Source organism: Stenotrophomonas lacuserhaii (assembly GCF_039674585.1).
Lineage (GTDB): Bacteria > Pseudomonadota > Gammaproteobacteria > Xanthomonadales > Xanthomonadaceae > Stenotrophomonas > Stenotrophomonas pennii_A.
On record NZ_JBDJNU010000045.1, the window covers coordinates 1 to 19,513 of the forward strand.

Here is a 19,513-nt window from a genome sequence, read left to right on the forward strand (position 1 = left end):
GCCCCGACGTTTCCGTCGTTGCGAGCCGCCCATTATAGCCGGCTTTTCCGCTTCGTCAACACCTTTTTTCAAGGCCGTTTCGCCGGAGCGAAGCGTTGTTGACTCTGCTGCTCCGACGTCCGACCCGAAGGCGTTTCGTCGTTGCGAGCCGCCTATTATGCCGGACTTTTCCAGTCCGTCAACACCTTCGTTCGATTGAATCGTTCGGCGGTGGTGGCGTGCTGTTTCCGCGCTGATTTCCGGAGAAATCGTTGCGTTGCAGCGAGGGAGCGAATTGTAGAGATCCTGCAGGATTCGTCAACACCTTTTTTCAATTTGATGACAACGCGTGTGCTGCACGTGCTCCTGCACGCGTTGCGCGCACGGCAGCGCAGCAGGTATCAATGCACGGTCCCCCTCCGGATCAACACGCCAATGGATGCAGTCCCCACACGCGCATGGTGGCGCGACCTCTCCTTGCCCGCCGTGGTCGCCGGCTTCATTACCGTGCTGGTGGGGTTTGCCAGTTCGGCGGTGATCGTGTTCCAGGCCGCGCAGGCCGTCGGTGCGGACCAACAGGAGATCGCTTCCTGGATGTGGGCGCTGGGAGTGGGCATGGGCGTCACCTGCATCGGTCTGTCACTGCGCTACCGGATCCCGGTCGTCACCGCATGGTCCACCCCGGGTGCCGCGATGCTGGTGGTGGGTGCGGGTGGCGTCAGCCTGCCCGAGGCGATCGGTGCGTTCCTGCTCGCTGCGTTGCTCGGTGCAGTGCTGGGATTCTCGGGGGTGTTCGCCAGGCTGATGCAGCGCGTGCCGATGGCGTTGGCCGCTGGCATGTTGGCGGGCGTGCTGCTGCGCTTCGGCCTGGAGGTCTTCGTCTCCATGCAGACACAGCTGCTGATGGCGCTGGCGATGTTCGGCAGCTGGCTGCTGGCGCGGCGCCTGCTGCCGCGCTATGCGGTGATCGCCACCCTGCTGGTGGGCATCGCGGTGGCACTGGGCACCGGACAGCTGCACCTGCAGGGCATTGAACTGCAACTGGCCTTGCCCGTATGGACCACGCCACGGCTGAGTTGGGCGGCAGTGGCCAGCGTTGCGCTGCCCCTGTTCGTGGTGACCATGGCCTCGCAGAACATTCCCGGGGTGGCGGTGCTCCGCGCTTCCGGCTACCAGGCACCGGTGTCGCCGCTGATCGGCTGGATCGGGGTGGTCAACGCCCTGCTGGCACCGTTCGGCGCCTTCGCGCTGAACCTGGCCGCGATCACGGCGGCGATCTGCATGGGCCGCGAGGCACACGAGGATCCGGCCCGACGCTACACCGCTGCCATGGCGGCGGGTGCCTTCTATATCGTCGTTGGTGTGTTCGGGGCCACGGTGGCCGCGCTGTTCGCTGCTTTCCCGAAGGAACTGATTGCCTGCGTGGCCGGTATTGCGTTGTTCGGCACCATCGGCAACAGCCTGGCAACCGCGCTGGCGGTGGAGCGCGACCGTGAGGCTGCGTTGGTGACCTTCCTGGTTACCGCGTCCGGTATGTCGCTGTGGGGGATCGGCTCGGCATTCTGGGGACTGGTGGCCGGCGCGGTGACCTTGCTGGTGCTGCGCCCGCGGGCGGTGGCGTAAGCCGGTAGCGCCGAGCCAGGATCGGCGGCCCGGGCACAGCATCGTGATGCCTGGCAGATTCCGCCGAGCATGGCTCGGCGCTACCGGGCTGCCAGGCATGACGGCGCCGCGGATCAAACGCGCTGGTTCGTTACAGCGGCTGCACCGACAGGGTCTGCTGCAGCACGTGGCGACCGCCGGCGGGGATCGTCACCACGTCCGGGCCCGCGTTCGCGGCTTCCAGGCAGACGTAGTCGCGCCAGCCATTACCAACGTCGGCCATCCTGGCAGCCGCCTCGGCGCCCGGGTTCCAGGCCACCAGCGAACGGCTGCCCTGGGTTTCCAGGGTGATGCGCCGCTTCAACACCGGATCGTGCAGCACGTAGCGGCCACCGGCCTGGGTATAGATGCGGTCACTGCGGCCGGGATCGCGGGCATCGCGCAGGTTCCACGGCCCCTGCTGACGGCGCGCCTGGGCGTAGTTCTCGTACTTGTCCAGGTAGTCCAGCCCGTCCACGCCCTCCACGTCCACGCGGGCGGCATCGCCGACGCGGAAGTAGTTGTGCAGTGCCTGGCTGATCGTCTCCGGCGCCGTGCCGGCATTCTCGGTGATCAGCCGCTGGGTCAGGGTCGCGCCGACCACGACCACCATCTGCAGGCGGAGTGACAGGTTGTCCAGCACCGGTGGCGCCAGGGTGAGCTCGATGCTGCCATCGGCCAGCGCGCGCGCCTGCTTCAACTCCCACGGCAGGGTACGCACGAAGCCATGTGCGGGCACCTCATTGGACTGCCCCTGCCGACCGAAGTACGGCCAGCACACCGGGCTGCCGCCGCGGATCGGCGTCGGCAGCTCAGCGCGACGGGGCGACAGCCACATCACGTCCTGGCCGCCGGTGGGCACGAAGGACAGCAGCTGGCCGCCGAACACACTGATCGCCGCGCTGCCCTGCGGGGTCTGGATGAGCCACGCATCGAGCCCCTGGAACTGCCCAGTGGTCACGCCTTGGATCTGTTGCACCTTGGATGCACTCCGCACCGCTGGCGACTGCACCAGCGTGTTGTAGTTGGAAGGAAGGATGAAGCGGCTGGCAGTCGGCGCCGCCGTCGCGGGGGGTTCGGCCTGCAGCGCCTGCAGGATGCGGCGGCCCGCACGCCCGTCCAGCGGCGTCCAGCCCAGGCGTTGCTGCTCGGCCTGGATCGCACGGCGGCTGGCGGTACCGATCATGCCGTCGACCTGGCCGATGTCATGCCCGCGCGCGGCCAGCAGCGCCTGCAGCTGGCGGCGTTCGCGGCGTCCCAGGCCCGGATCATCGGTGGGCCAGGCGGTTGCCAGGCCGGCCCCGCCACGCAGCCGGTCAGCCAGCGTGGCGATCGCCAGCGCGTAGCTCTCTGCCGCGTTGTAGCTGTAGATCGCGTCGTAGTTGCGGAACACCAGCAGCGCCGGTCCGGTGTTTCCGGCCGGCAGCAGCAGCGCCGCGCGGGCATCAGCGGGCAGCCCGGCGGGTGCGATGGCCTCGCCCTGAAGGGTGGTCACGCCCAGCGCTTTCCACGCCGGTAGCGACCGGCGCTGGGTGCGCCCGGCCTGCGCGGCACTGAAGCCAGCGGGTACGCGGACTTCCATGCCCCACGCCTCGCCGCTGCGCCAGCCGGCACGCTTGAGATAATTCGCGGTGGAGGCCAGCGCGTCCGGGATGCTGCCCACCAGGTCGCGGCGTCCATCGCCATCACCGTCCACCGCGATACGCGCATAGGTACTCGGCATGAACTGGGTATGCCCGAAGGCGCCGGCCCAGGAGCCCACCAGGCCCTCGCCGCGCAGGTCACCCCGGTCGATCAGCTTGAGCAGTGACAGCAGTTCCCCGCGGAAGAACGACTGGCGCCGGCCCGCGCAGGACAGCGTGGACAACGACTGCAGCAACGGGCGCTTGCCGAACACGCGGCCGTAATCACTTTCCACGCCCCACACCGCCACGATGGTGGCCGGGTCCACGCCGTACTCGGCGGACACCTGCTGCAGCAGTGCGCGGTGCTGGGCCAGCATGGCGCGGCCATCGTCCACCCGCTGTTCGTCGACCAGCGCGGCCAGGTAATCCCAGATCGGCGTGGTGAACTCGGGCTGGGCATCCAGCAGCCCCAGCACGGTGGGGTCCGGCTGCACACCGGCCATCAGCGCGCTGAAGCGCTCGGCCGGGATGCCCTGCCCGGCCGCGCTGGCCTGCAGGGTCGACAGGCAGGAAGCAAACGCGGGATCGACCTGCTGCGCAGTCGCCAGCGGGCTCGCCAGCAACGTGGCGAACAGGATCAGCGAGCGGGTGGTCATGGTCATCCTCCGTGCCGCCATGGCCCCTGCATCATAACGGCAGCGAAGAATCAGCGGCGACGCAGCAGGCGCAGGCCAAAGGCCGGTTGTGGCGCGACGGTGTCCCAGCGTCCGATCACCTCCAGCCCGGCCGCATCGAGCAGCTGCTGCAGGCTTTCATCGGTGTACTTGTGGCTGTATTCCACCTGGATGGCGTCGCCTGCGGCGAACCGGAACCGGTGGCCGTCAAGGGTCACCTCCTGGTCGCGGTCACTGACCAGCTGGGTTTCAATGCGCAGGCGCGGCACGCTGTAGCGCGCACGGTGGTGGAAGGCCTGCAGGTCGAAATCGCTGCCGACCTGCTGGTTGAGGCGCTTGAGCAGGTTGAGGGTGAACGCGGCAGTCACCCCGGCCGCATCGTTGTAGGCCGCTTCCAGCGTGGCGGTGTCCTTGTGCAGGTCCACGCCGATCAGCGCCAGTCCGTCTTCGCCCATGGTCTGGCGCATGGCGCGCAGCAGGACCACCGCTTCATCGTGCTCGAAGTTGCCCAGGGTCGAACCGGGGAAGAACAGCAGGCGCCGCGCGGCTTCTTCTTCGGGCTCGGGCAGGTCTACCGGCTGGGTGAAGTCGGCACAGACCGGCAGCATCTCGATGTCCGGATGGGCCGGTGCCAGGTGGTCGATGCTCGACAACAGGGCGGCGCGCGAGATCTCGATCGGGGTGTAGGCCACCGGTCCGTCAAGCGCCTCCAGCAGCAGCGTGGTCTTGCGGCCGCTGCCACTGCCCAGCTCCACCACGTGCACGCGCGGGCCGACCTTCCGCGCGATACGCGGCAGCGACTGTTCCAGCAACGCCAGCTCGGTCCGGGTCGGGTAGTACTCCGGGGTGCGGGTGATCTGTTCGAACAGGGCCGAACCCGCTGCATCGTAGAAGTATTTCGAGGGCAGCCGCGGCGGCTGCGCTGACAGGCCTGCGATGGCGTCGGACAGCACCCGCTCGCGGCTGGGGGTCAGGTCGGTCAGCGCCTGGCGCGCGGCATGTACGGTGCTCATGGGACGTTGCTCATTGAAGGGCCTTTGCCAGGCGCACGCCGGAAAACTGCCAGCGCGCGGAGGGGTCGAAGAAATTGCGGTAGCTGGCGCGCACATGGCCGCGCGGGGTGGCGCAGCTGCCGCCACGCAGGATCCACTGGCCACACATGAACTTGCCGTTGTACTCGCCGAGGCTGCCCGGAAAAGTGGCGAAACCGGGATACGGTCCGTAGGCGCTGCTGGTCCATTCCCAGACGTCGCCGTACAGCTGCTGCGGGCCGTCGGCGCCGCGCGGCGCGCACGGCTGCAGGCGATCGTCGTCGACGAAATGGCCGTCAGGGGCGTGCTGGCTGGCGGCCGCTTCCCATTCGAATTCGGTCGGCAGGCGCGCGCCGGCCCAGCGGGCGTAGGCGTCGGCCTCGTAATAGCTGATATGGCAGACCGGCGCATGCGGGTCCAGCGCGCGCCAGCCGCCCAGGGTGTACTCACGTTCCAGCGCATCGTCCCAGTACAGCGGGTGGCGCCACTGCTGGGCCTGGTTCAATGACCAGCCCTCGCTCATCCACAGCTGCACCTGCTGATAGCCGCCATCGGCGATGAAGGCGGCGAACTCGGCGTTGCTGGCCGGCCGGTTGGCCAGCGCATGGGCAGGCACCAGCACGCGGTGGCGCGGGGATTCGTTGTCGTAGGCGAAATCGGCATCGCCAGGCCAGGCGTGGGCGCCGATCCACGCGATGCGCTCCGGGCTGTCGATCCACTGCAGCGGCGTGGCGGTGCCGGCCAGCGTGGCTAGGTCATCGCGGTAGGCCGGCTGCAGCGGATTGCTCCACAGCGCGTGCTTGATATCGGTCAGCAGCAGTTCCTGGTGCTGTTGTTCGTGCTGCAGGCCGAGTTGCAGGTGGTGCAGCGTCTCCTCTGTCAACGCGCGGTCCTGCAACAGGCGCAGCACCTGCCCGTCGATACGTTCGCGGTAGTCGCGCACCTGCTCCAGGCTGGGCCGGGACAGCAGGCCACGCTGCGGCCGCGCGTGTGCCGGGCCGATGGTTTCGTAGTAGCTGTTGAACAGGAAATGCCAGTCGGGTTGCAGCGGCTGGTAGCCCGGCTGCGTGCCCAGCACGAAACGTTCGAAGAACCACGTCGTGTGGGCGAGGTGCCACTTGGTGGGGCTGGCGTCGGCCATGCTCTGCACCATCGCGTCTTCGGCACTGAGCGGGGCAGCAAGCGCTACGCTGCGTTGGCGCACGTGGACGTAGAAGTCGGCCAGGGCGGCATGGCGGGAAGGGTTCAGGGGGGTGGTGGCGAGCAGGCTGTTCACGACAGGAAGCTTGGGTCAGCCGCGGTGAGGACCACGTCATCGACGGCCGCGGTCGGGCCCCTGTCTACAGCGCGTCCAGGTAGAACCAGTTCCCTTCCAGGCGCTGGAAGCGGCTGTGCTCGGTCATCTTGACCGCACTGCCCCCGCCGATGCGATAGCGCGCGGTGAAGCGCACCTGCGCGCGGTCGCCGTCCTGCTGGTGCGCATGCACGGTCAGTCCCAGCCACCGGGTGCGCTGGCCGGGGGCATCGTCCAGGGACAGTTCTGCCGGACGCGTATCGGGGTGCCAGCTGGAGAGCAGGTAGTCGGCACGTTGCAGCACATAGGCGCTGTAGCGCGAGCGCATCAGGGTGGCGGCATCGGCCGCCGGTTCGCCGGCATGGCAACGGCCGCAGCAGTCGGCATAGGGCTTGCCCAGATCGCAGGGGCAGGTAGCGGGGAGGGGCTGGCTCATGCCGCTATTTTTGCATGGCCGGTGCGCCTGCGGGCCGGGCGGCCACTGCGGGGTGGGCGTATCCTGTCGACCCCCACTGCAGGCCTGATCCGTGCTGGACATGATTCCCCCCGAACTCTGGTGGCTGGTGGCCATCGCCTTCATTGCCGGGCTGGTCGATGCGGCGGTCGGCGGCGGTGGACTGGTGCAGCTGCCGGGGCTGTTCACGGTGCTGCCGCAGCACTCCCCTGCCCTGCTGTTCGGCACCAACAAGTTCAGTTCGGCCTTCGGGACCGGGGCGGCGGCCTGGCGATACGCGCGCAACGTGCGTTTCCCGTGGCGACCGGTACTGTTCGCCGCGGCCACCGCCTTCGTCTTTTCGTTCCTGGGCGCGACGGCGGTCAGCCTGCTGCCCAAGGATGCGGTGCGCCCGCTGGTGCTGGTGCTGCTGGTGGCGATGCTGGGCTACACGCTGTGGAAGAAGGACTTCGGGGCGTTGCACCGGCCGCGCGAGGTGGGCCGCCGCGAGCTGGTGATCGCGCTGGCGATCGGTGCGGCGATCGGCTTCTACGACGGCTTCTTCGGGCCGGGCACCGGCAGCTTCCTGATCTTCCTGTTCGTACGCTTCTTCGGGCTGGATTTCCTGCGCGCCTCGGCGGCGTCGAAGGTGGTCAACCTGTCGACCAACTTCGCTGCGCTGTCGTTCTTCGTGCCCACCGGCAACGTGCTGCTGCTGTTCGCCGTGCCGATGGCGGTGGCCAACATCGTGGGCTCGGTGGTGGGCACGCGGCTGGCCCTGCGCGGGGGAACGCCGTTCATCCGCAAGTTGTTCGTGGGCCTGGTGGTGGTGCTGATCGCGCGGATGGGCTGGGATACGTTTGCCTGACACTTCGCGGGACGGCTCTGGTAGCGCCGAACATGCTCGGCGGGCAGCAAGAGGTCCCCAGGCAAAGGCCGCCGAGCATGGCTCGGCGCTACCAGGGCCCACGCGCGCCCCGCCCCCGGTACCGCGCGTGCGCATCCGGGGGAGAGCGGGGGCCACTCCCGGCGATCAGGCGTCGGTGGGCTCGGGTTCGTTGGCCTGCTGGCGGCTGCGTTCGGGCAGCTTGAGGCGCTTGCCCTCTTCGTCGTATTCAATCAGCAGGACGCCGGAATCGTGGCGGCCGCTGATTTCCACGAAGCAGGCGCCGCCGATGAACGGCTCCAGCGTCATCACCGATTTCAGCGGGGTGGCGACCACCATCTGGAAACCGAAGTTGTCGAAGATGTTCATCGCCAGCGCGGTGAACTCGTTGTCGGCCTTGTCGAAGGCCTCATCGAGCACCACCGCGGCGTAGCTCGGCAGCTGGCCATCGGCGCCTCCGAGCTGGTAACGCAGTGCTGCCGCCAGGCAGGTGGTGGCGAGCTTCTGCCGCTGGCCACCGGACTTGCCGGCGCCACTGCGGTAGATTTCCACCTGCTGGCGGGTGGCGGCGTCCAGTTCCACGCCGATGAACTCCACGTGCATGCGCACGTCCAGCACCAGCTCACGCCAGCGCTTGTCTTCGCCTTCGGACGAACCCAGCCGGGTGACCAGCTGGCGCAGCACGGCGAACTGGGCTTCGGCCAGTTCGCGCTGTTCGGTTTGCTGCTGCGACAGCACGTCGCGCAGGTGCTGGTGGAACTCCAGCACTTCCGGCAGGCGGCGGTCGCTGAGCTCGATGGTCAGCAGGGTACCGCGGTTGAACGGCACCTGTTCCAGGCTGGCGTTGACCTCGTCCAGGCGCTGGCCGATCGACTTGCGCGCCTCGGCACTGTGCCGCTGCAGGGCCAGCAGGTTGTTCTTGCTCTGGTTCTGCAGCAGGTCGAAGAAGCGTTCCTCGTGCTGCGGCAGGCCGTCGCGTTCCAGGCGTTCCAGCCGGGCCAGGAAATCATCGGCCGACGCCACTGATACGGTGAAGTCGCCGGATTCTTCCGGCCAGCCCTGCACGAAGCGGCGGAAGCAGCCCAACAGCTGGTTCTCGACCCGGTTGACGTCCTGTTGCGAGGACGACAGTGATTCGTTCAGCGCGTTGCTGACCTGGCGCATGTGCGCCTCCAGCGTTTCCAGGCTGAGCGCACCGAAGGCTTCCAGGCGTTCCTGCAGACCGGCTTCCTGCGTGCTGCCCAGGGTCGGCAGCACCAGCGCACGGCTCTGCTGGCGGGCACGGTCCAGCCGATCACGCTCCTTCACCAGCTGGCCGCGTTCGACCCGGGTGTCTTCGTAGGTACGCCGGGCCTGTTCGATGTCCGAACGCGCCGCGTCGATCTGCCGCGCCAGCTTTTCCAGGTCCGCATTGCCTTCGCGCAGGTCGCGCAGGGTCGCTTCGATGTCGGCCAGGCGCTGCTGCGGGGTGGCGACGTCGATCTCGTCCCAGCGGATGCCGGCCAACTGATGGCAGGCCAGGCGGCGCTCATTGTCGAGATCGCGCTGCGCACGCAGGCGCGCCACGTCCTCGTCGCAGCCGGCGATCCGCTTCGCCAGCTCCTGCGCTTCCTTTTCGTACACGGCCAGCTTGTCGCGGTTGTTGAAACCCAACAGCCAGCGGCGGCGGTCGGTCACCGCGCTGCGGTCATCCTTCTCGAAGCGGTCGCCCGGATGCTTGACCTGGCCTTCGCGGGTGATGCCACGGTCGACGTTGCGCAGCTGGCGCGCGTCCACGCACTCGTAGTCGAAGCGCTTGCCCAGCTCGCGCCGCAGCCAGCCTTCGAACACGTGGTCGCGCAGTTCCAGCTTGTGCAGCAGCGAACGCGGCGACGGATCGCGCGCGAACGCTTCGTCGTTGCGACGCACGCGGTAATAGGTGAAACGCATGCCGAGGTGGGTGCGGTTCACCCAGTCGGCGACCTCGTTGTAATGCTTGTCGTCGACCAGCAGCGACTGCGCGAAGCCGAACAGCACCCGCTCGATGGCGCCCTGCCACGGCAGGTCATCCTCGCGTACCTGGATCAGCTCGCCGACGAAGGGCAGCGCCGCCTCGGGCAGGCCGGTTTCCTCCACCAGCCGTGCACGCAGTTTCTGCAGCGGCGCGGGAATGCTGGAAGTGTTGCGCTGCATGGCATCGAGCTCGGCACGCACGTCGCCGAAGCGGCGCTCGTCATCGCGCCGGCCACCCAGCCGTTCGCTGATCGCATCATCCAGCGCCGAGGAGGCGCGCTTGCGGTCCAGCAGTTCGGTCGACGCCTGCTCCACCAGCGCGGCGAAGCCATGTGCATCCTGGGGCAGCGCCTGTTGCAGCTGTCCGGCGGCATCGCGGGCCTGGGCCTGCTTGGCCTGGCGACGGTCGCGCTCGGCTTCGGCGCGGCCCTGTTCGCGTTCCAGTTCCTCGATCCGCTCACCGCCCTGCTGGCGCCGCTGCAGCTCCAGCTCGCCCAGCTTGGCGGTGTGGTTGTCGAGCGCGGCGCGGCGCTGGGATTCCTCGCCCAGCAGGCCACGGTCGCGGGTGTCGAGTTCGCGCAGGCGCGCATCGATCAACTGCTGGCGGCGCGACTCGCGGAAACTGTCGATGCCCAGCTTCAGCACTTCATCGTCACTGCGGCGGCGCCTGATCTGCTTCAGTTCGCTGTAGTGCTCGCGCGCTGGCAGCAATGTTTCCACCTGGCGGCGCGCGGTGACCACGGCCTGGTGCGCGCCATCCAGTTCGGCGAAGTCGTTGACCAGCCGCTCGGCAGCGTCGAAGGTCTTCGGCGTATCGAGCATGAAGTCGCGCAGGAAGACGTTGAGGTCGCCGAGGTTCTTGGCCGACTGGGTCTTGTGCAGCAGGCGCAGCGCCATCTCGTTGTCGATGCCGAGCAGGTGGCGGAAGCGCTCGGCGTAACCGGCGAAGCTGTCGAAGTGGTGCACGTCGGCCAGCTTCTGCTTCAGCTTGCGCAGGTCCAGGTCGAAGCCGCCGAGGTCCTTGGCGATGTCGAACGGGCGCTCGGCCACCAGGTAGTGCTTGCGCACATCGCCAGCGGTGGCGCCGTTGCCGGCGATCCAGAACAACCGCACCAGGCTGACCACGCGGCCATCGCCGGCGCGGTATTCCAGCACCAGCGCGGTCCAGGTGGCGCCCTTGCGCAGGTACTGGGTGGCGATCTCGCCGGTGCCGCGGTCCTGCTGGTCGGCCCAGGCGCCACGCACGTAGGACACCAGGTTGCGGTCGCGGCCACTGCGCTCGGCTTCGCGCGCGGCGGCGTTGAAGTCGACGATGGCCGGCGGCACCAGCAGCGCGGACATCGCATCGAGCAGGGTCGACTTGCCCGAGCCGGAGCGGCCCACGAACAGGAAGCCGCGCTCGGCGATCGGCACTTCGGTCAGGCCGTTGAAGGTGCCCCAGTTGTGCACCTGCAGGCGGCGCATGCGGAACTGCTGCGTGCGCGGGTCGGGCAGGCCTTCGGTGAACAGGGCGGGAGTGTGCTTGGAAATGGCCATGGCGTGCTCGCTGGGATCAGGCTTCGGCAGCCGGGGTTTCGCGCAGCTGGCGGTACACCGCCGACAGCGCGGAGACGTCTTCCGCAGAGAACAGCAGCTTCAATGCGGGAGACACTTCGTGGCGGTCTTCCTGGCCCGCCAGGCGGGTCAGGATGTGGTTGTCCTTCATCTTCTGCACGGCACTGGCCACGCGGCGGTTGAAGCCGGCGCGGTCGGTGGACAGGTTCTTCTCGTACACCGCCAACGCTTCGGCCATCTCGGCATCGGCGACCACCGCGCGGTTGCCACGCGCATCGGCCTCGCCCAGTTGCTGGCGCAGGTACAGCAGCAGCACCGAGTCGATGAAGGTCAGCGGCGAGGTGCGCAGCAGCACCGGCGAATCCAGGTCTTCGGTATCGGCCTGGCGGGTGAAGGCAACACCACTCTCGCGGTCCAGCACCAGTTCCAGGAACAGGTCGGACAGGGAGGTGCGGATGGCGGCTTCGTTTCGCAGCAGCGCCGGCCACAGCTTGGCGTGGCGCTGCTGGTCGATGCTCGGGCCGATCAGCAGCTGGCACAGCGCGCGGCGCGCGTCCTGCGGCAGCCGGCCGGTATCGCCCAGGTACAGCACGTCGTTGTTGCGGCGGGGCAACGGGGTGACCACCACCGGCTCGGCGTCGAAGGCATCCTCGGCCTCGCCCAGGCGGGAGGATTCGATCGGATCTTCATTCCAGCTCATGGCGTTTCTCCTGGGTGAACCAAACCAGCGGGATGCGGGCGCGCCGCCATTGGCCATCGCCACCGCGCCAGTGGGCCAGCTCCTGCTCGCCCTCCACCACGGTGCCGAAGCGCGTGCCCAGCGACAGGTAGCCGATCACGCTGCCCAGCCCCTGCGGCGCTTCGCGCTGCGACAAGGCCTGGGAAATGCTCAGCTTCGGCTGCATGCCCAACAGCTCATGCAGGTCGTGGCGCAGGATACGGAAGTCGATTTCGGACGATGCCACCAGGTCGCCCACGCTTTCCAGGCTGATCGCGGCGGCATCGTTGCGCTGCACGCTGCCATCGACCTGCGCGCTGCGCGGATCGTGCAGTTTCCACTGCGACCACGAACGCAGGCGGCTGGTGGTCAGCTGCAGGTCGCGGCCGATCGAACGCTGGGCGGGGAAATCATCGCGCAGCGCCAATGCCTCGGCCTGCGCCTGTTTCAGCAGCTGGTTGAGCCGGCGTTGTTCCAGGTAGCCGCGGCTCTGCACGAAACCACGCAGGCTGCGGGCAAAGTGCTGCAGCACATCGTGGACCTGGCCGCCGCGCTCCAGCATGGTGCCGGTGAAGCCACGCAGGAACGCGCGCTCATTGCGGTCCAGGCGCCGCGCGAAGCCACGCGCCAGCACCGATTCCAGCGCGGCGTCCAGCTGCGCGCTCTGTTCGGCATCGTTGAGCAGGCGCCAGAAGGCCTGGAAACTGCGGCCGGCATCGCTCTCGCCGATCACGTCCACGCCTTCGAACAGCTTGGACAGCACGTCGCCGCGCTCGCCCTCGTCGTCGATGATACGTTCGCGGAACTCGCGGTTCAGGCGTTCGAAGTCATCGCGCACGCGACGGAAGTCTTCGGTCAGTTCATCGGCCAGCCCGATGATCTGGCGGGCGCGTTCCAGCGCGCGCTTGCCGTCCAGCGCGGCAACGCGGCCTTCGCCGACGCGGGCGATTTCCGCATCGATGCGGTCGCGCTCGTCGCGCAGCGCGGACAGCCGCGCATCCGGATCGGCTTCGGTCTGCGCGGCCAGCTGCGACAGCTGGTTGATCACCAGTGCCAGGCGGCTTTCGGTGGCGGCAACCCGGCTTTGTTCCAGGCTGTCGGCAAAGCGGATCGCCTGCAACGCCTGGGTGGACAGTTCGTACTGTTCCTGGTCGGCGCCTTCGGGCAGGCGGCGTTCCAGCCAGCCCTGGGCCAGCCAGTGGGCCACGTAGGCCTGCGCGGTGCGCGGCAGTTCACGCGACAGTTCTTCGCCGTTGAGCTGGTCCAGCGCGCGCTGCAGGCGCTCGTGCAGCACCGGCGCGGCCAGCGTGCGTTCGCCGTCCATCAGCAGGTGCTGCAACAGGCCGATGATCTCCGGCGCATGGTCGGCGGCGAGCAGCTTCCATTGCGGTTGTTCGCGCAGGTGGCGGTAACGGGTGATGCGTTCGCGATGCTTCATGCAGCGAGGGAATCCGGATAGGCGTGCAGCGGCGGTCGGGCGCGCGGCTGGAACGGCACCGGCCACGCGGGCCGGCACCGGACAGGCAGCGTGATCAGCGCTTGCCGCCGACTTCGATGAAACGCAGGAATTCGGCGCGGGTGCGGGCGTCTTCGCGGAAGCTGCCCAGCATCTTGGAGGTGACCATGCTGACGCCGCGCTTGTGGATGCCGCGGGTGGTCATGCATTCGTGGGCACCTTCGACCACCACGCCCACGCCGATCGGCTGCAGCACGTCCTGGATGCACTGGGCGATCTGCGCGGTCATCTTTTCCTGCACCTGGAAGCGGCGCGCATAGGCTTCCACCACCCGGGCCAGCTTGCTGATGCCCACTACCTTGCCAGCCGGCAGGTAGCCGACGTGCACGCGGCCGATGATCGGCGCCATGTGGTGTTCGCAGTGGCTTTCGTACTCGATGTCGCGCAGCACGATCAGCTCGTCGTAACCGGCAACCTCTTCGAAGGTGCGCTCCATGTAGGCCCGCGGGTCGTCGCGGTAGCCGCTGAACCAGTCGCCATAGGCCTCGGCGACCCGGCGCGGGGTATCCAGCAGGCCTTCGCGGGTCGGGTCTTCGCCGGCCCAGCGCAGCAGGGTGCGCACGGCCTCTTCGGCCTGCGTCTGGGAAACATCGCCCTGCGGCGCCTTGGAATTGTTGTCGTTGCTCATTGCGCACTGCATCCCGGAGGGGTCGAGCATGGTAGCCGACCAAGGGGGCGATAGTCCCCTGCCCGGCGCCACGGCATTCACCCGGCACGCCGGGACGAGTGCAGGGTATTGATAGGAACGTAATTAGTAGTATCCTATCTATCTGCCATGAAGACCTCACTCGACGAACGTACCCGGCTGCAGATGCAGCTCAGCTCCGGCCTGCTCCAGTCAGGCCGGCAATGGCAGCGCCTGGCCGACACCGCACTGGGCAGCCATGGCATTTCCACTGCCTGCACCATGCCGCTGCTGATGATCGGCCGCTCCGGCGGCGGCATCCGCCAGGTCACCCTGGCCCAGCAGCTGGGGCTGGAAGGCCCGTCGCTGGTGCGCCTGCTGGACAAGCTGTCAGCCAGTGGCCTGGTGCGCCGCGAATGCGATGCCAGCGACCGCCGCGCCAACCTGCTGTGGCTGACCGACGAAGGCCAGGCACTGGTCAGCGAGCTCGAACAGAAGCTGATCGGGTTGCGCCAGGACGTGTTCGGCGAGCTGTCCATGGACGAGCTGCGCGCGGTGCTGAAGGTGTGGCAGCTGCTGTCCGCCGCGGTCGATCGCATTACGTAAGCGTTGTTCCCGGGGGATGCCGCTGGCGTGCAGACGCCAGTGGCGTTCGCCCGTTGCAGTTGCCGTCCCCTCCCCCGTCTTGAGCCAGATCCCTGCCGATGCCCGGTGAATTCAGTCTCCATGGAGTCTTCGTCCCGACCCTGCTCGGGCTGATGCTGCTCGCCTACGTGCTCAACAGCGGCCTGCGCGTGCTGCTGCAACGCAGTGGCGCCTACCGGCTGGTCTGGCACCCCGCCCTCTTCAACCTGGCCCTGTACGGCATCGTGCTGGGTGGGTTGTTCCACCTCCTGCGTTGGATGCAATCGTGAAAAAGATCGTCAACAAAGCCCTGCCACCGGTGCTGACCGTGCTGGCGGTGATCGTGGCCCTGCTGGTACTGCGCCAGCTGTGGGTCCATTACATGGACGAACCCTGGACCCGCGACGCGCACATCGGCGCCGACGTGGTGCAGGTCGCGCCCGATGTTTCCGGGCTGGTCGAAGCGGTGGACGTGGGCGACAACCAGGCGGTCAAGAAGGGCGCGCTGCTGTTCGTGGTCGACCGCGCGCGCTACCGGATCGCGCTGGAACTGGCACGCGCCTCGCTGGCCGAACGGCAGGCCTCCGTGGCCCAGCTGCGCCGCGAGATCGCCCGTGACCGCAGCCTGCAGGACCTGGTGGCCGGCGAGGATGCCGAAGTGCGCCGGGCCAGGCTGCAGGCCGCGCAGGCCGCACAGGCCACCGCGCAGGCGGCGGTCGACCTGGCCGAACTGAACCTGGCGCGCACCGGAGTGCGTGCCCCGGCCGATGGCCAGATCAACGACCGCACCGTGCGCGTGGGCGACTACGTGACCGCCGGCAAGCCGGTACTGGCCCTGCTGGATACCACCTCGTTCCGCGTGGACGGCTACTTCGAGGAAACCCGCCTGCGCGGGGTGGCCCCCGGCCAGCCGGTGGACATCCGCCTGATGGGCGAGGACGTGGCGCTGCACGGCCACGTGGAAAGCATCGCCGCCGGCATCGAAGACCGTTACCGCACCGATGGCAGCAGCCTGCTGCCCAACGTCACCCCGGCCTTCGACTGGGTCCGGCTGGCGCAGCGCATCCCGGTGCGCATCCGCATCGACGCGGTGCCCGCCGGGGTACGGCTGATCTCCGGCCGCACCGCCACGGTGACCGTGGACCTGCACGGGACGGCCGCGCACAAGACCGGTGTCGCGCCGGTACGGGCGGGCCTGTGAAGCGCCACATTCCCCTGCAACGGCTGTCCAGGCTGGCGCTGGTGGTCACCCTGGCCGGCCTGGCTGCCTGCCGCACCGTCGGCCCGGACTATGCCGTGCCGGAAGGCTCCGCGTTCAACCGGCCGGCCGCGAACAGTGCCTTCATCGACACCGGCAACGCGCAGGTCGCGGCCAGTGCCGAACTGCCCGCCCGCTGGTGGTCGCTGTACCAGGATCCGGTGCTGGATGGCCTGGTCGAACAGGCGCTGCGCGACAACCTGGAACTGAAGGCGGCCGATGCCCACCTGCGCCGCGCCGCCGCCCTGTACGAACAGGCCCTGGATGCCGGTGGCTTCGATTACGAAGCCGAGGCCGGGGTCAGCCGTGCGCAGCTTTCGGCCGAATCGTTCCTGCTGGAACACGAACTGCCGCCGATCAACCTGGCCGACGGCAAGTTGGCGGTGAGTTACCAGTTCGACCTGTTCGGCAAGCTCAAGCGCGGTGCGCAAGCGGCGCATGCCGATGCGCAGTCGGTGGCTGCAGCGCGCGATATCGCGCGCATCACCGTGGTTGCCGAGGTGGCCGACAACTACCTGGAAATCTGCCACGCCAACCACGAACTGCACGTTGCCACCCATTCGCTGCAGCTGCAGCAGCGTGGCCGCCAGGTCACCCAGCGGTTGATCGCCGCCGGTCGCGGCACTGCCCCGGAACTGGCACGCGCCAATGCCCAGGTGGCGATGCTGCAAGCGGCGCTGCCACCGCTGCAGGCCAAGCGCCAGGCCGCTGCCTATTCGCTGGCCGCGCTGCTGGGGCAGACCCCCGGCCAGCTGCCGGCCGGCGTGGTGGACTGCAGCCACGCCCCGGCGCTGCAGCAGCCGCTGCCGATCGGAGATGGCCGCGCACTGCTGGCGCGTCGACCGGATGTGCGCCAGGCCGAACGCCGGCTGGCCGCGGCCACCGCGCGCATCGGCGTGGCCACCGCCGAGCTGTATCCGGATATCCGGCTGGGGGCCTCGGTCGGGGCGGCCGGCCTGCTGGCCGACTTCGGTGAGCCGTTGACCCAGCAGTGGTCGTTCGGCCCGCTCATCTCTTGGACGCTGCCCTCTTCGGGCACCCGTTCGCGCATCCGCGCCACCGAAGCCGGTGCCGATGCGGCGCTGGCCGAATTCGACCAGACCGTGCTGCAGGCGCTGCGCGAAACCCAGACCGCCCTGGACCGCTATGCGCAGGACCTGCGCCGCCTGCAGTCGCTGCAGGTGGCCCAGCAGCAGGCCACGCTGGCGGCCGAACAGAACCGCCGCCTGTACCAGGGCGGCCGCACGCCGTACCTGTCCAGCCTGGATGCCGACCGCAGCCTGGCCACCGCCGATGCCACCCTGGCCGACGCGCAGGCGCAGGTGTCACGCGACCAGATCCATCTGTTCCTGGCCTTGGGCGGTGGCTGGGATGCTCCCGCCACTGCCGCTGCCGCTCCCACGGCGGCGAGGTAGACGACGATGCGCGCGCTGCTGGACCGGCAAGGCTGGATGTTTTCGATCAAGACCTACCTGGCCTCGATCACCGCGCTGTACATCGGCCTGGCCGGCAACCTGTCGCGGCCCTACTGGGCGATGGCCACGGTCTACATCGTCAGCCAGCCGCTGCTCGGCCCGACCCGGGCCAAGGGCGTGTACCGCATCCTCGGCACGTTGCTGGCCGGCGCGGCCACGCTGCTGATGCTGCCGCACCTGGTGGAAACGCCGCTGCTGCTCAGTGCGGCGATGTCGCTGTGGCTGGCCGGCTGCCTGTTCCTGGCGCTGCTCAACCGCGGCCCGCGCGGCTACGCCTTCCTGCTGGCCGGCTATACCACCGCCTTCATCGGCTTCCCGGCGGTGACCTCGCCGGAACTGATTTTCGACACCGTGGTAGCCCGCAGCGAGGAGATCATCCTCGGCACGGTGGTGGCGGTGCTGTTCGCCGCGCTGGTGTTCCCGGCGTCGGTACGGCCGATGCTGACCGGTCGCATCGGCAACTGGATGGGGGACGCGGCGCAGTGGTGCCGGCAGATCCTGGAAGGCGGACGCGCGCATGCACCGCGCAACCGGCTGGCCGCGGACCTGGTGCAGTTCGAGGCACTGATCGAGTTCCTGCGCCGCGACGATCCCCGGCATGCCGGCGCGGCAGTGTCGATGCAGCAGCTGCGCGAACGCATGCTGTTGCTGCTGCCGGTACTGTCCTCCATCGCCGACCGGCTGGGCGCGCTGCGCCGCCACGGCGACGGCCTGCCCGAAGGCCTGGAAACCCTGGTGGAGGACATCCGCCACTGGCTGGAAGCCGCCACCGACAGCCCCACGCATGACCAGCTGCGCACCCGTATCAGCGCGTTGAAGCCACAGGTGGACGGCGACCTGCAGCACCTGCAGCTGGCCTCCCTGCTGCTGCGGCTGGAAGAACTGGTGGACCTGTGGGCGGACTGCCGCGCGCTGCACCAGGCCATCGAGCAGGGCAGCGCGCCGCAGCACGCCAGCCACTACCGCATAAACACCCGCAGCGTGGCCGAAAGCCGCCACGTGGATTACGGCATGGCGCTGTTTTCCGCGCTCAGTGCAGGCATCGCCCTGATGAGTTACTGCGTGCTGTGGATAGGGCTGGGCTGGGAAGGCGGTGGCAACGGCGCGATGATGGCGGCGGTGGCGGCGGCGTTCTTCGCCGCGCAGGATGATCCCGCGCCCAGCATGATGTCCTTCCTGCTGTGGGCGGTGGTGGCCAGCGTGGTCGCCGGCATCTACCTGTTCGGGATCTTCCCGGCCGTGCACGACTTCGGCCTGCTGGTGCTGCTGCTGGCGGTGGTGTTCCTGCCGCTGGGCGTGCTGCTGCACCACCCGAAGACGATGCTGTTCGCGCTGCCGCTGACGGTGAACCTGGTGGCGCTGCTGAGCGTGCAGAACACCTACAGCGCCAACATCCAGAGCTTCGTCAATGCGGCGGTGGCGATGTTCATCGGGATCGGTTTCGCCGTGGTGATGACCCGCCTGTTCCGATCGGTGGGTGCCGAATGGACCGCGCGGCGGCTGGTACGACAGGGCTGGAGCACGCTGGCCGAAGCGGCAGAAGGGCGCGGCCAGCAGGATCGAGAGCGCTTCGCCGCGCGCATGCTGGACCTGCTTGGACTGCTGGCGCCGCGGCTGGCGGCGACCCCGGAGGGCAGCGACATCGCCTCGGTGGACATGCTGACCGAAGCGCGGGTGGGGCTGAACATCCTGCAGCTGCGGCGCGCCCGGCTGGACCTGCCCGAACGCAGCCGCGAGGCGGTGGAACGGATCCTGGCCGAGATCGCCGCACATTACCGTCGGCAGGTGGCCGCACGGCGTCCGTTGCACGGTGCTGACGCGCTGCGCGAACGGCTGGACGCCTCGCTGTCGCGGGTGGGTGGGGTGGCCGCCAGCAAGGCGCGCGACGAAGCGCTGATGGGCCTGGTGGGCCTGCGCTTCGCGCTGTTCCCGGACGCGGCGGCCGACAGCGCTGGCGGCGGAGACTGACCGCGGACTGGGGACCGTGGACCGTGGACCGTGGACCGTGGACCGTGGGCGGTTGCCGTTGACCGCTGACTGTTGAACGCTGACCGCTGGCGGTAGCGCCGAGCCATGCTCGGCGGAGTGCATCCGATGCACGTCGCCCTGCCGGAAGAGCGCCGCTGCGCTCGCCGAGCATGGCTCGGCGCTACCGTTCCCCGGCCCATTGTCCGGCCCGTGTCCCCGC

General features: G+C 68.7%; 15 protein-coding genes. 7 read left to right on the forward strand and 8 right to left on the reverse strand.

The genetic code is table 11. From position 1 onward, the window contains the following. Nucleotides 1-414: 414 nt before the first annotated feature. Nucleotides 415-1,602, forward strand: a complete 1,188-nt coding sequence (locus tag ABE522_RS14765; RefSeq protein WP_346592342.1) for a benzoate/H(+) symporter BenE family transporter — start codon at nucleotides 415-417, stop codon at nucleotides 1,600-1,602. A gap of 130 nt (nucleotides 1,603-1,732) precedes the next feature. Here ABE522_RS14765 and ABE522_RS14770 read toward each other — a convergent pair whose 3' ends face one another. The 4 genes from ABE522_RS14770 to ABE522_RS14785 all read right to left on the reverse strand — a co-directional run bounded on the left by ABE522_RS14770 (nucleotide 1,733) and on the right by ABE522_RS14785 (nucleotide 6,680). Further along, the gene (locus ABE522_RS14770) at nucleotides 1,733-3,907 is read right to left on the reverse strand and encodes a lytic murein transglycosylase (RefSeq protein ID WP_346592343.1); all 2,175 of its coding nucleotides are present in this window, start codon (nucleotides 3,905-3,907) and stop codon (nucleotides 1,733-1,735) included. Nucleotides 3,908-3,951: 44 nt separating this feature from the next. Then, complete coding sequence (gene egtD, locus ABE522_RS14775) at nucleotides 3,952-4,932, reverse strand: L-histidine N(alpha)-methyltransferase (RefSeq protein ID WP_346592344.1); 981 nt, start codon at nucleotides 4,930-4,932, stop codon at nucleotides 3,952-3,954. A gap of 10 nt (nucleotides 4,933-4,942) precedes the next feature. After that, nucleotides 4,943-6,226: an ergothioneine biosynthesis protein EgtB gene (gene egtB / locus ABE522_RS14780; RefSeq protein ID WP_406846369.1), complete on the reverse strand. Its 1,284-nt coding sequence runs from the start codon at nucleotides 6,224-6,226 to the stop codon at nucleotides 4,943-4,945. Nucleotides 6,227-6,290: 64 nt separating this feature from the next. Beyond that, nucleotides 6,291-6,680, reverse strand: a complete 390-nt coding sequence (locus tag ABE522_RS14785; protein WP_346592345.1) for a YchJ family metal-binding protein — start codon at nucleotides 6,678-6,680, stop codon at nucleotides 6,291-6,293. A gap of 91 nt (nucleotides 6,681-6,771) precedes the next feature. On the opposite strand from ABE522_RS14785, the gene ABE522_RS14790 reads away from it, so the two are divergent. After that, nucleotides 6,772-7,545 carry a sulfite exporter TauE/SafE family protein gene (locus tag ABE522_RS14790; RefSeq protein WP_191769263.1) on the forward strand — a complete coding sequence of 258 codons (774 nt, stop codon included), beginning with the start codon at nucleotides 6,772-6,774 and terminating at the stop codon, nucleotides 7,543-7,545. Nucleotides 7,546-7,710: 165 nt separating this feature from the next. Here ABE522_RS14790 and ABE522_RS14795 read toward each other — a convergent pair whose 3' ends face one another. The 4 genes from ABE522_RS14795 to folE form a co-directional block, all read right to left on the reverse strand. Further along, entirely contained in the window at nucleotides 7,711-11,091 is a 3,381-nt protein-coding gene (locus ABE522_RS14795; RefSeq protein WP_346592346.1) for an ATP-binding protein, read from the reverse strand. A 16-nt stretch (nucleotides 11,092-11,107) separates the two neighbouring features. Further along, a complete protein-coding gene (locus tag ABE522_RS14800; RefSeq protein WP_346592347.1) occupies nucleotides 11,108-11,809 on the reverse strand; it encodes a DUF4194 domain-containing protein in 702 nt (233 codons plus the stop codon). Beyond that, nucleotides 11,796-13,265: a DUF3375 domain-containing protein gene (locus ABE522_RS14805; RefSeq protein ID WP_346592348.1), complete on the reverse strand. Its 1,470-nt coding sequence runs from the start codon at nucleotides 13,263-13,265 to the stop codon at nucleotides 11,796-11,798. The genes ABE522_RS14800 and ABE522_RS14805 overlap by 14 nt, the downstream gene beginning before the upstream one ends. A 94-nt stretch (nucleotides 13,266-13,359) precedes the next feature. After that, complete coding sequence (folE, locus tag ABE522_RS14810; RefSeq protein WP_057508377.1) at nucleotides 13,360-13,971, reverse strand: GTP cyclohydrolase I FolE; 612 nt, start codon at nucleotides 13,969-13,971, stop codon at nucleotides 13,360-13,362. A 147-nt stretch (nucleotides 13,972-14,118) separates the two neighbouring features. Between folE and ABE522_RS14815 the strand changes: the two genes are divergently transcribed. From ABE522_RS14815 to ABE522_RS14835, 5 genes are all read left to right on the forward strand, one after another. Further along, the gene (locus tag ABE522_RS14815; protein ID WP_346592349.1) at nucleotides 14,119-14,574 is read left to right on the forward strand and encodes a MarR family winged helix-turn-helix transcriptional regulator; all 456 of its coding nucleotides are present in this window, start codon (nucleotides 14,119-14,121) and stop codon (nucleotides 14,572-14,574) included. A gap of 98 nt (nucleotides 14,575-14,672) precedes the next feature. Continuing rightward, nucleotides 14,673-14,882: a DUF1656 domain-containing protein gene (locus tag ABE522_RS14820; protein ID WP_042612171.1), complete on the forward strand. Its 210-nt coding sequence runs from the start codon at nucleotides 14,673-14,675 to the stop codon at nucleotides 14,880-14,882. After that, nucleotides 14,879-15,793: an efflux RND transporter periplasmic adaptor subunit gene (locus tag ABE522_RS14825; protein ID WP_346592350.1), complete on the forward strand. Its 915-nt coding sequence runs from the start codon at nucleotides 14,879-14,881 to the stop codon at nucleotides 15,791-15,793. Before ABE522_RS14820 ends, ABE522_RS14825 begins: the two co-directional genes overlap by 4 nt. Before the next feature lie 8 nt (nucleotides 15,794-15,801). After that, nucleotides 15,802-17,265, forward strand: coding sequence for an efflux transporter outer membrane subunit (locus ABE522_RS14830; RefSeq protein WP_346592359.1), 1,464 nt, complete (start codon nucleotides 15,802-15,804; stop codon nucleotides 17,263-17,265). Nucleotides 17,266-17,271: 6 nt separating this feature from the next. Next, nucleotides 17,272-19,293: an FUSC family protein gene (locus ABE522_RS14835; protein WP_346592351.1), complete on the forward strand. Its 2,022-nt coding sequence runs from the start codon at nucleotides 17,272-17,274 to the stop codon at nucleotides 19,291-19,293. The last annotated feature ends 220 nt before the right edge of the window (nucleotides 19,294-19,513 follow it).

Bases quoted from the DNA above. Each gene is read 5' to 3' on its own strand.
- ABE522_RS14800 (WP_346592347.1), bottom strand. From the start codon at position 11,809: ATGAGCTGGAATGAAGATCCGATCGAATCCTCCCGCCTGGGCGAGGCC.
- ABE522_RS14820 (WP_042612171.1), top strand. From the start codon at position 14,673: ATGCCCGGTGAATTCAGTCTCCATGGAGTCTTCGTCCCGACCCTGCTC.
- ABE522_RS14785 (WP_346592345.1), bottom strand. From the start codon at position 6,680: ATGAGCCAGCCCCTCCCCGCTACCTGCCCCTGCGATCTGGGCAAGCCC.
- folE (WP_057508377.1), bottom strand. From the start codon at position 13,971: ATGAGCAACGACAACAATTCCAAGGCGCCGCAGGGCGATGTTTCCCAG.
- ABE522_RS14770 (WP_346592343.1), bottom strand. From the start codon at position 3,907: ATGACCATGACCACCCGCTCGCTGATCCTGTTCGCCACGTTGCTGGCG.
- ABE522_RS14795 (WP_346592346.1), bottom strand. From the start codon at position 11,091: ATGGCCATTTCCAAGCACACTCCCGCCCTGTTCACCGAAGGCCTGCCC.
- ABE522_RS14765 (WP_346592342.1), top strand. From the start codon at position 415: ATGGATGCAGTCCCCACACGCGCATGGTGGCGCGACCTCTCCTTGCCC.
- ABE522_RS14815 (WP_346592349.1), top strand. From the start codon at position 14,119: ATGAAGACCTCACTCGACGAACGTACCCGGCTGCAGATGCAGCTCAGC.
- ABE522_RS14805 (WP_346592348.1), bottom strand. From the start codon at position 13,265: ATGAAGCATCGCGAACGCATCACCCGTTACCGCCACCTGCGCGAACAA.
- ABE522_RS14835 (WP_346592351.1), top strand. From the start codon at position 17,272: ATGCGCGCGCTGCTGGACCGGCAAGGCTGGATGTTTTCGATCAAGACC.
- egtD (WP_346592344.1), bottom strand. From the start codon at position 4,932: ATGAGCACCGTACATGCCGCGCGCCAGGCGCTGACCGACCTGACCCCC.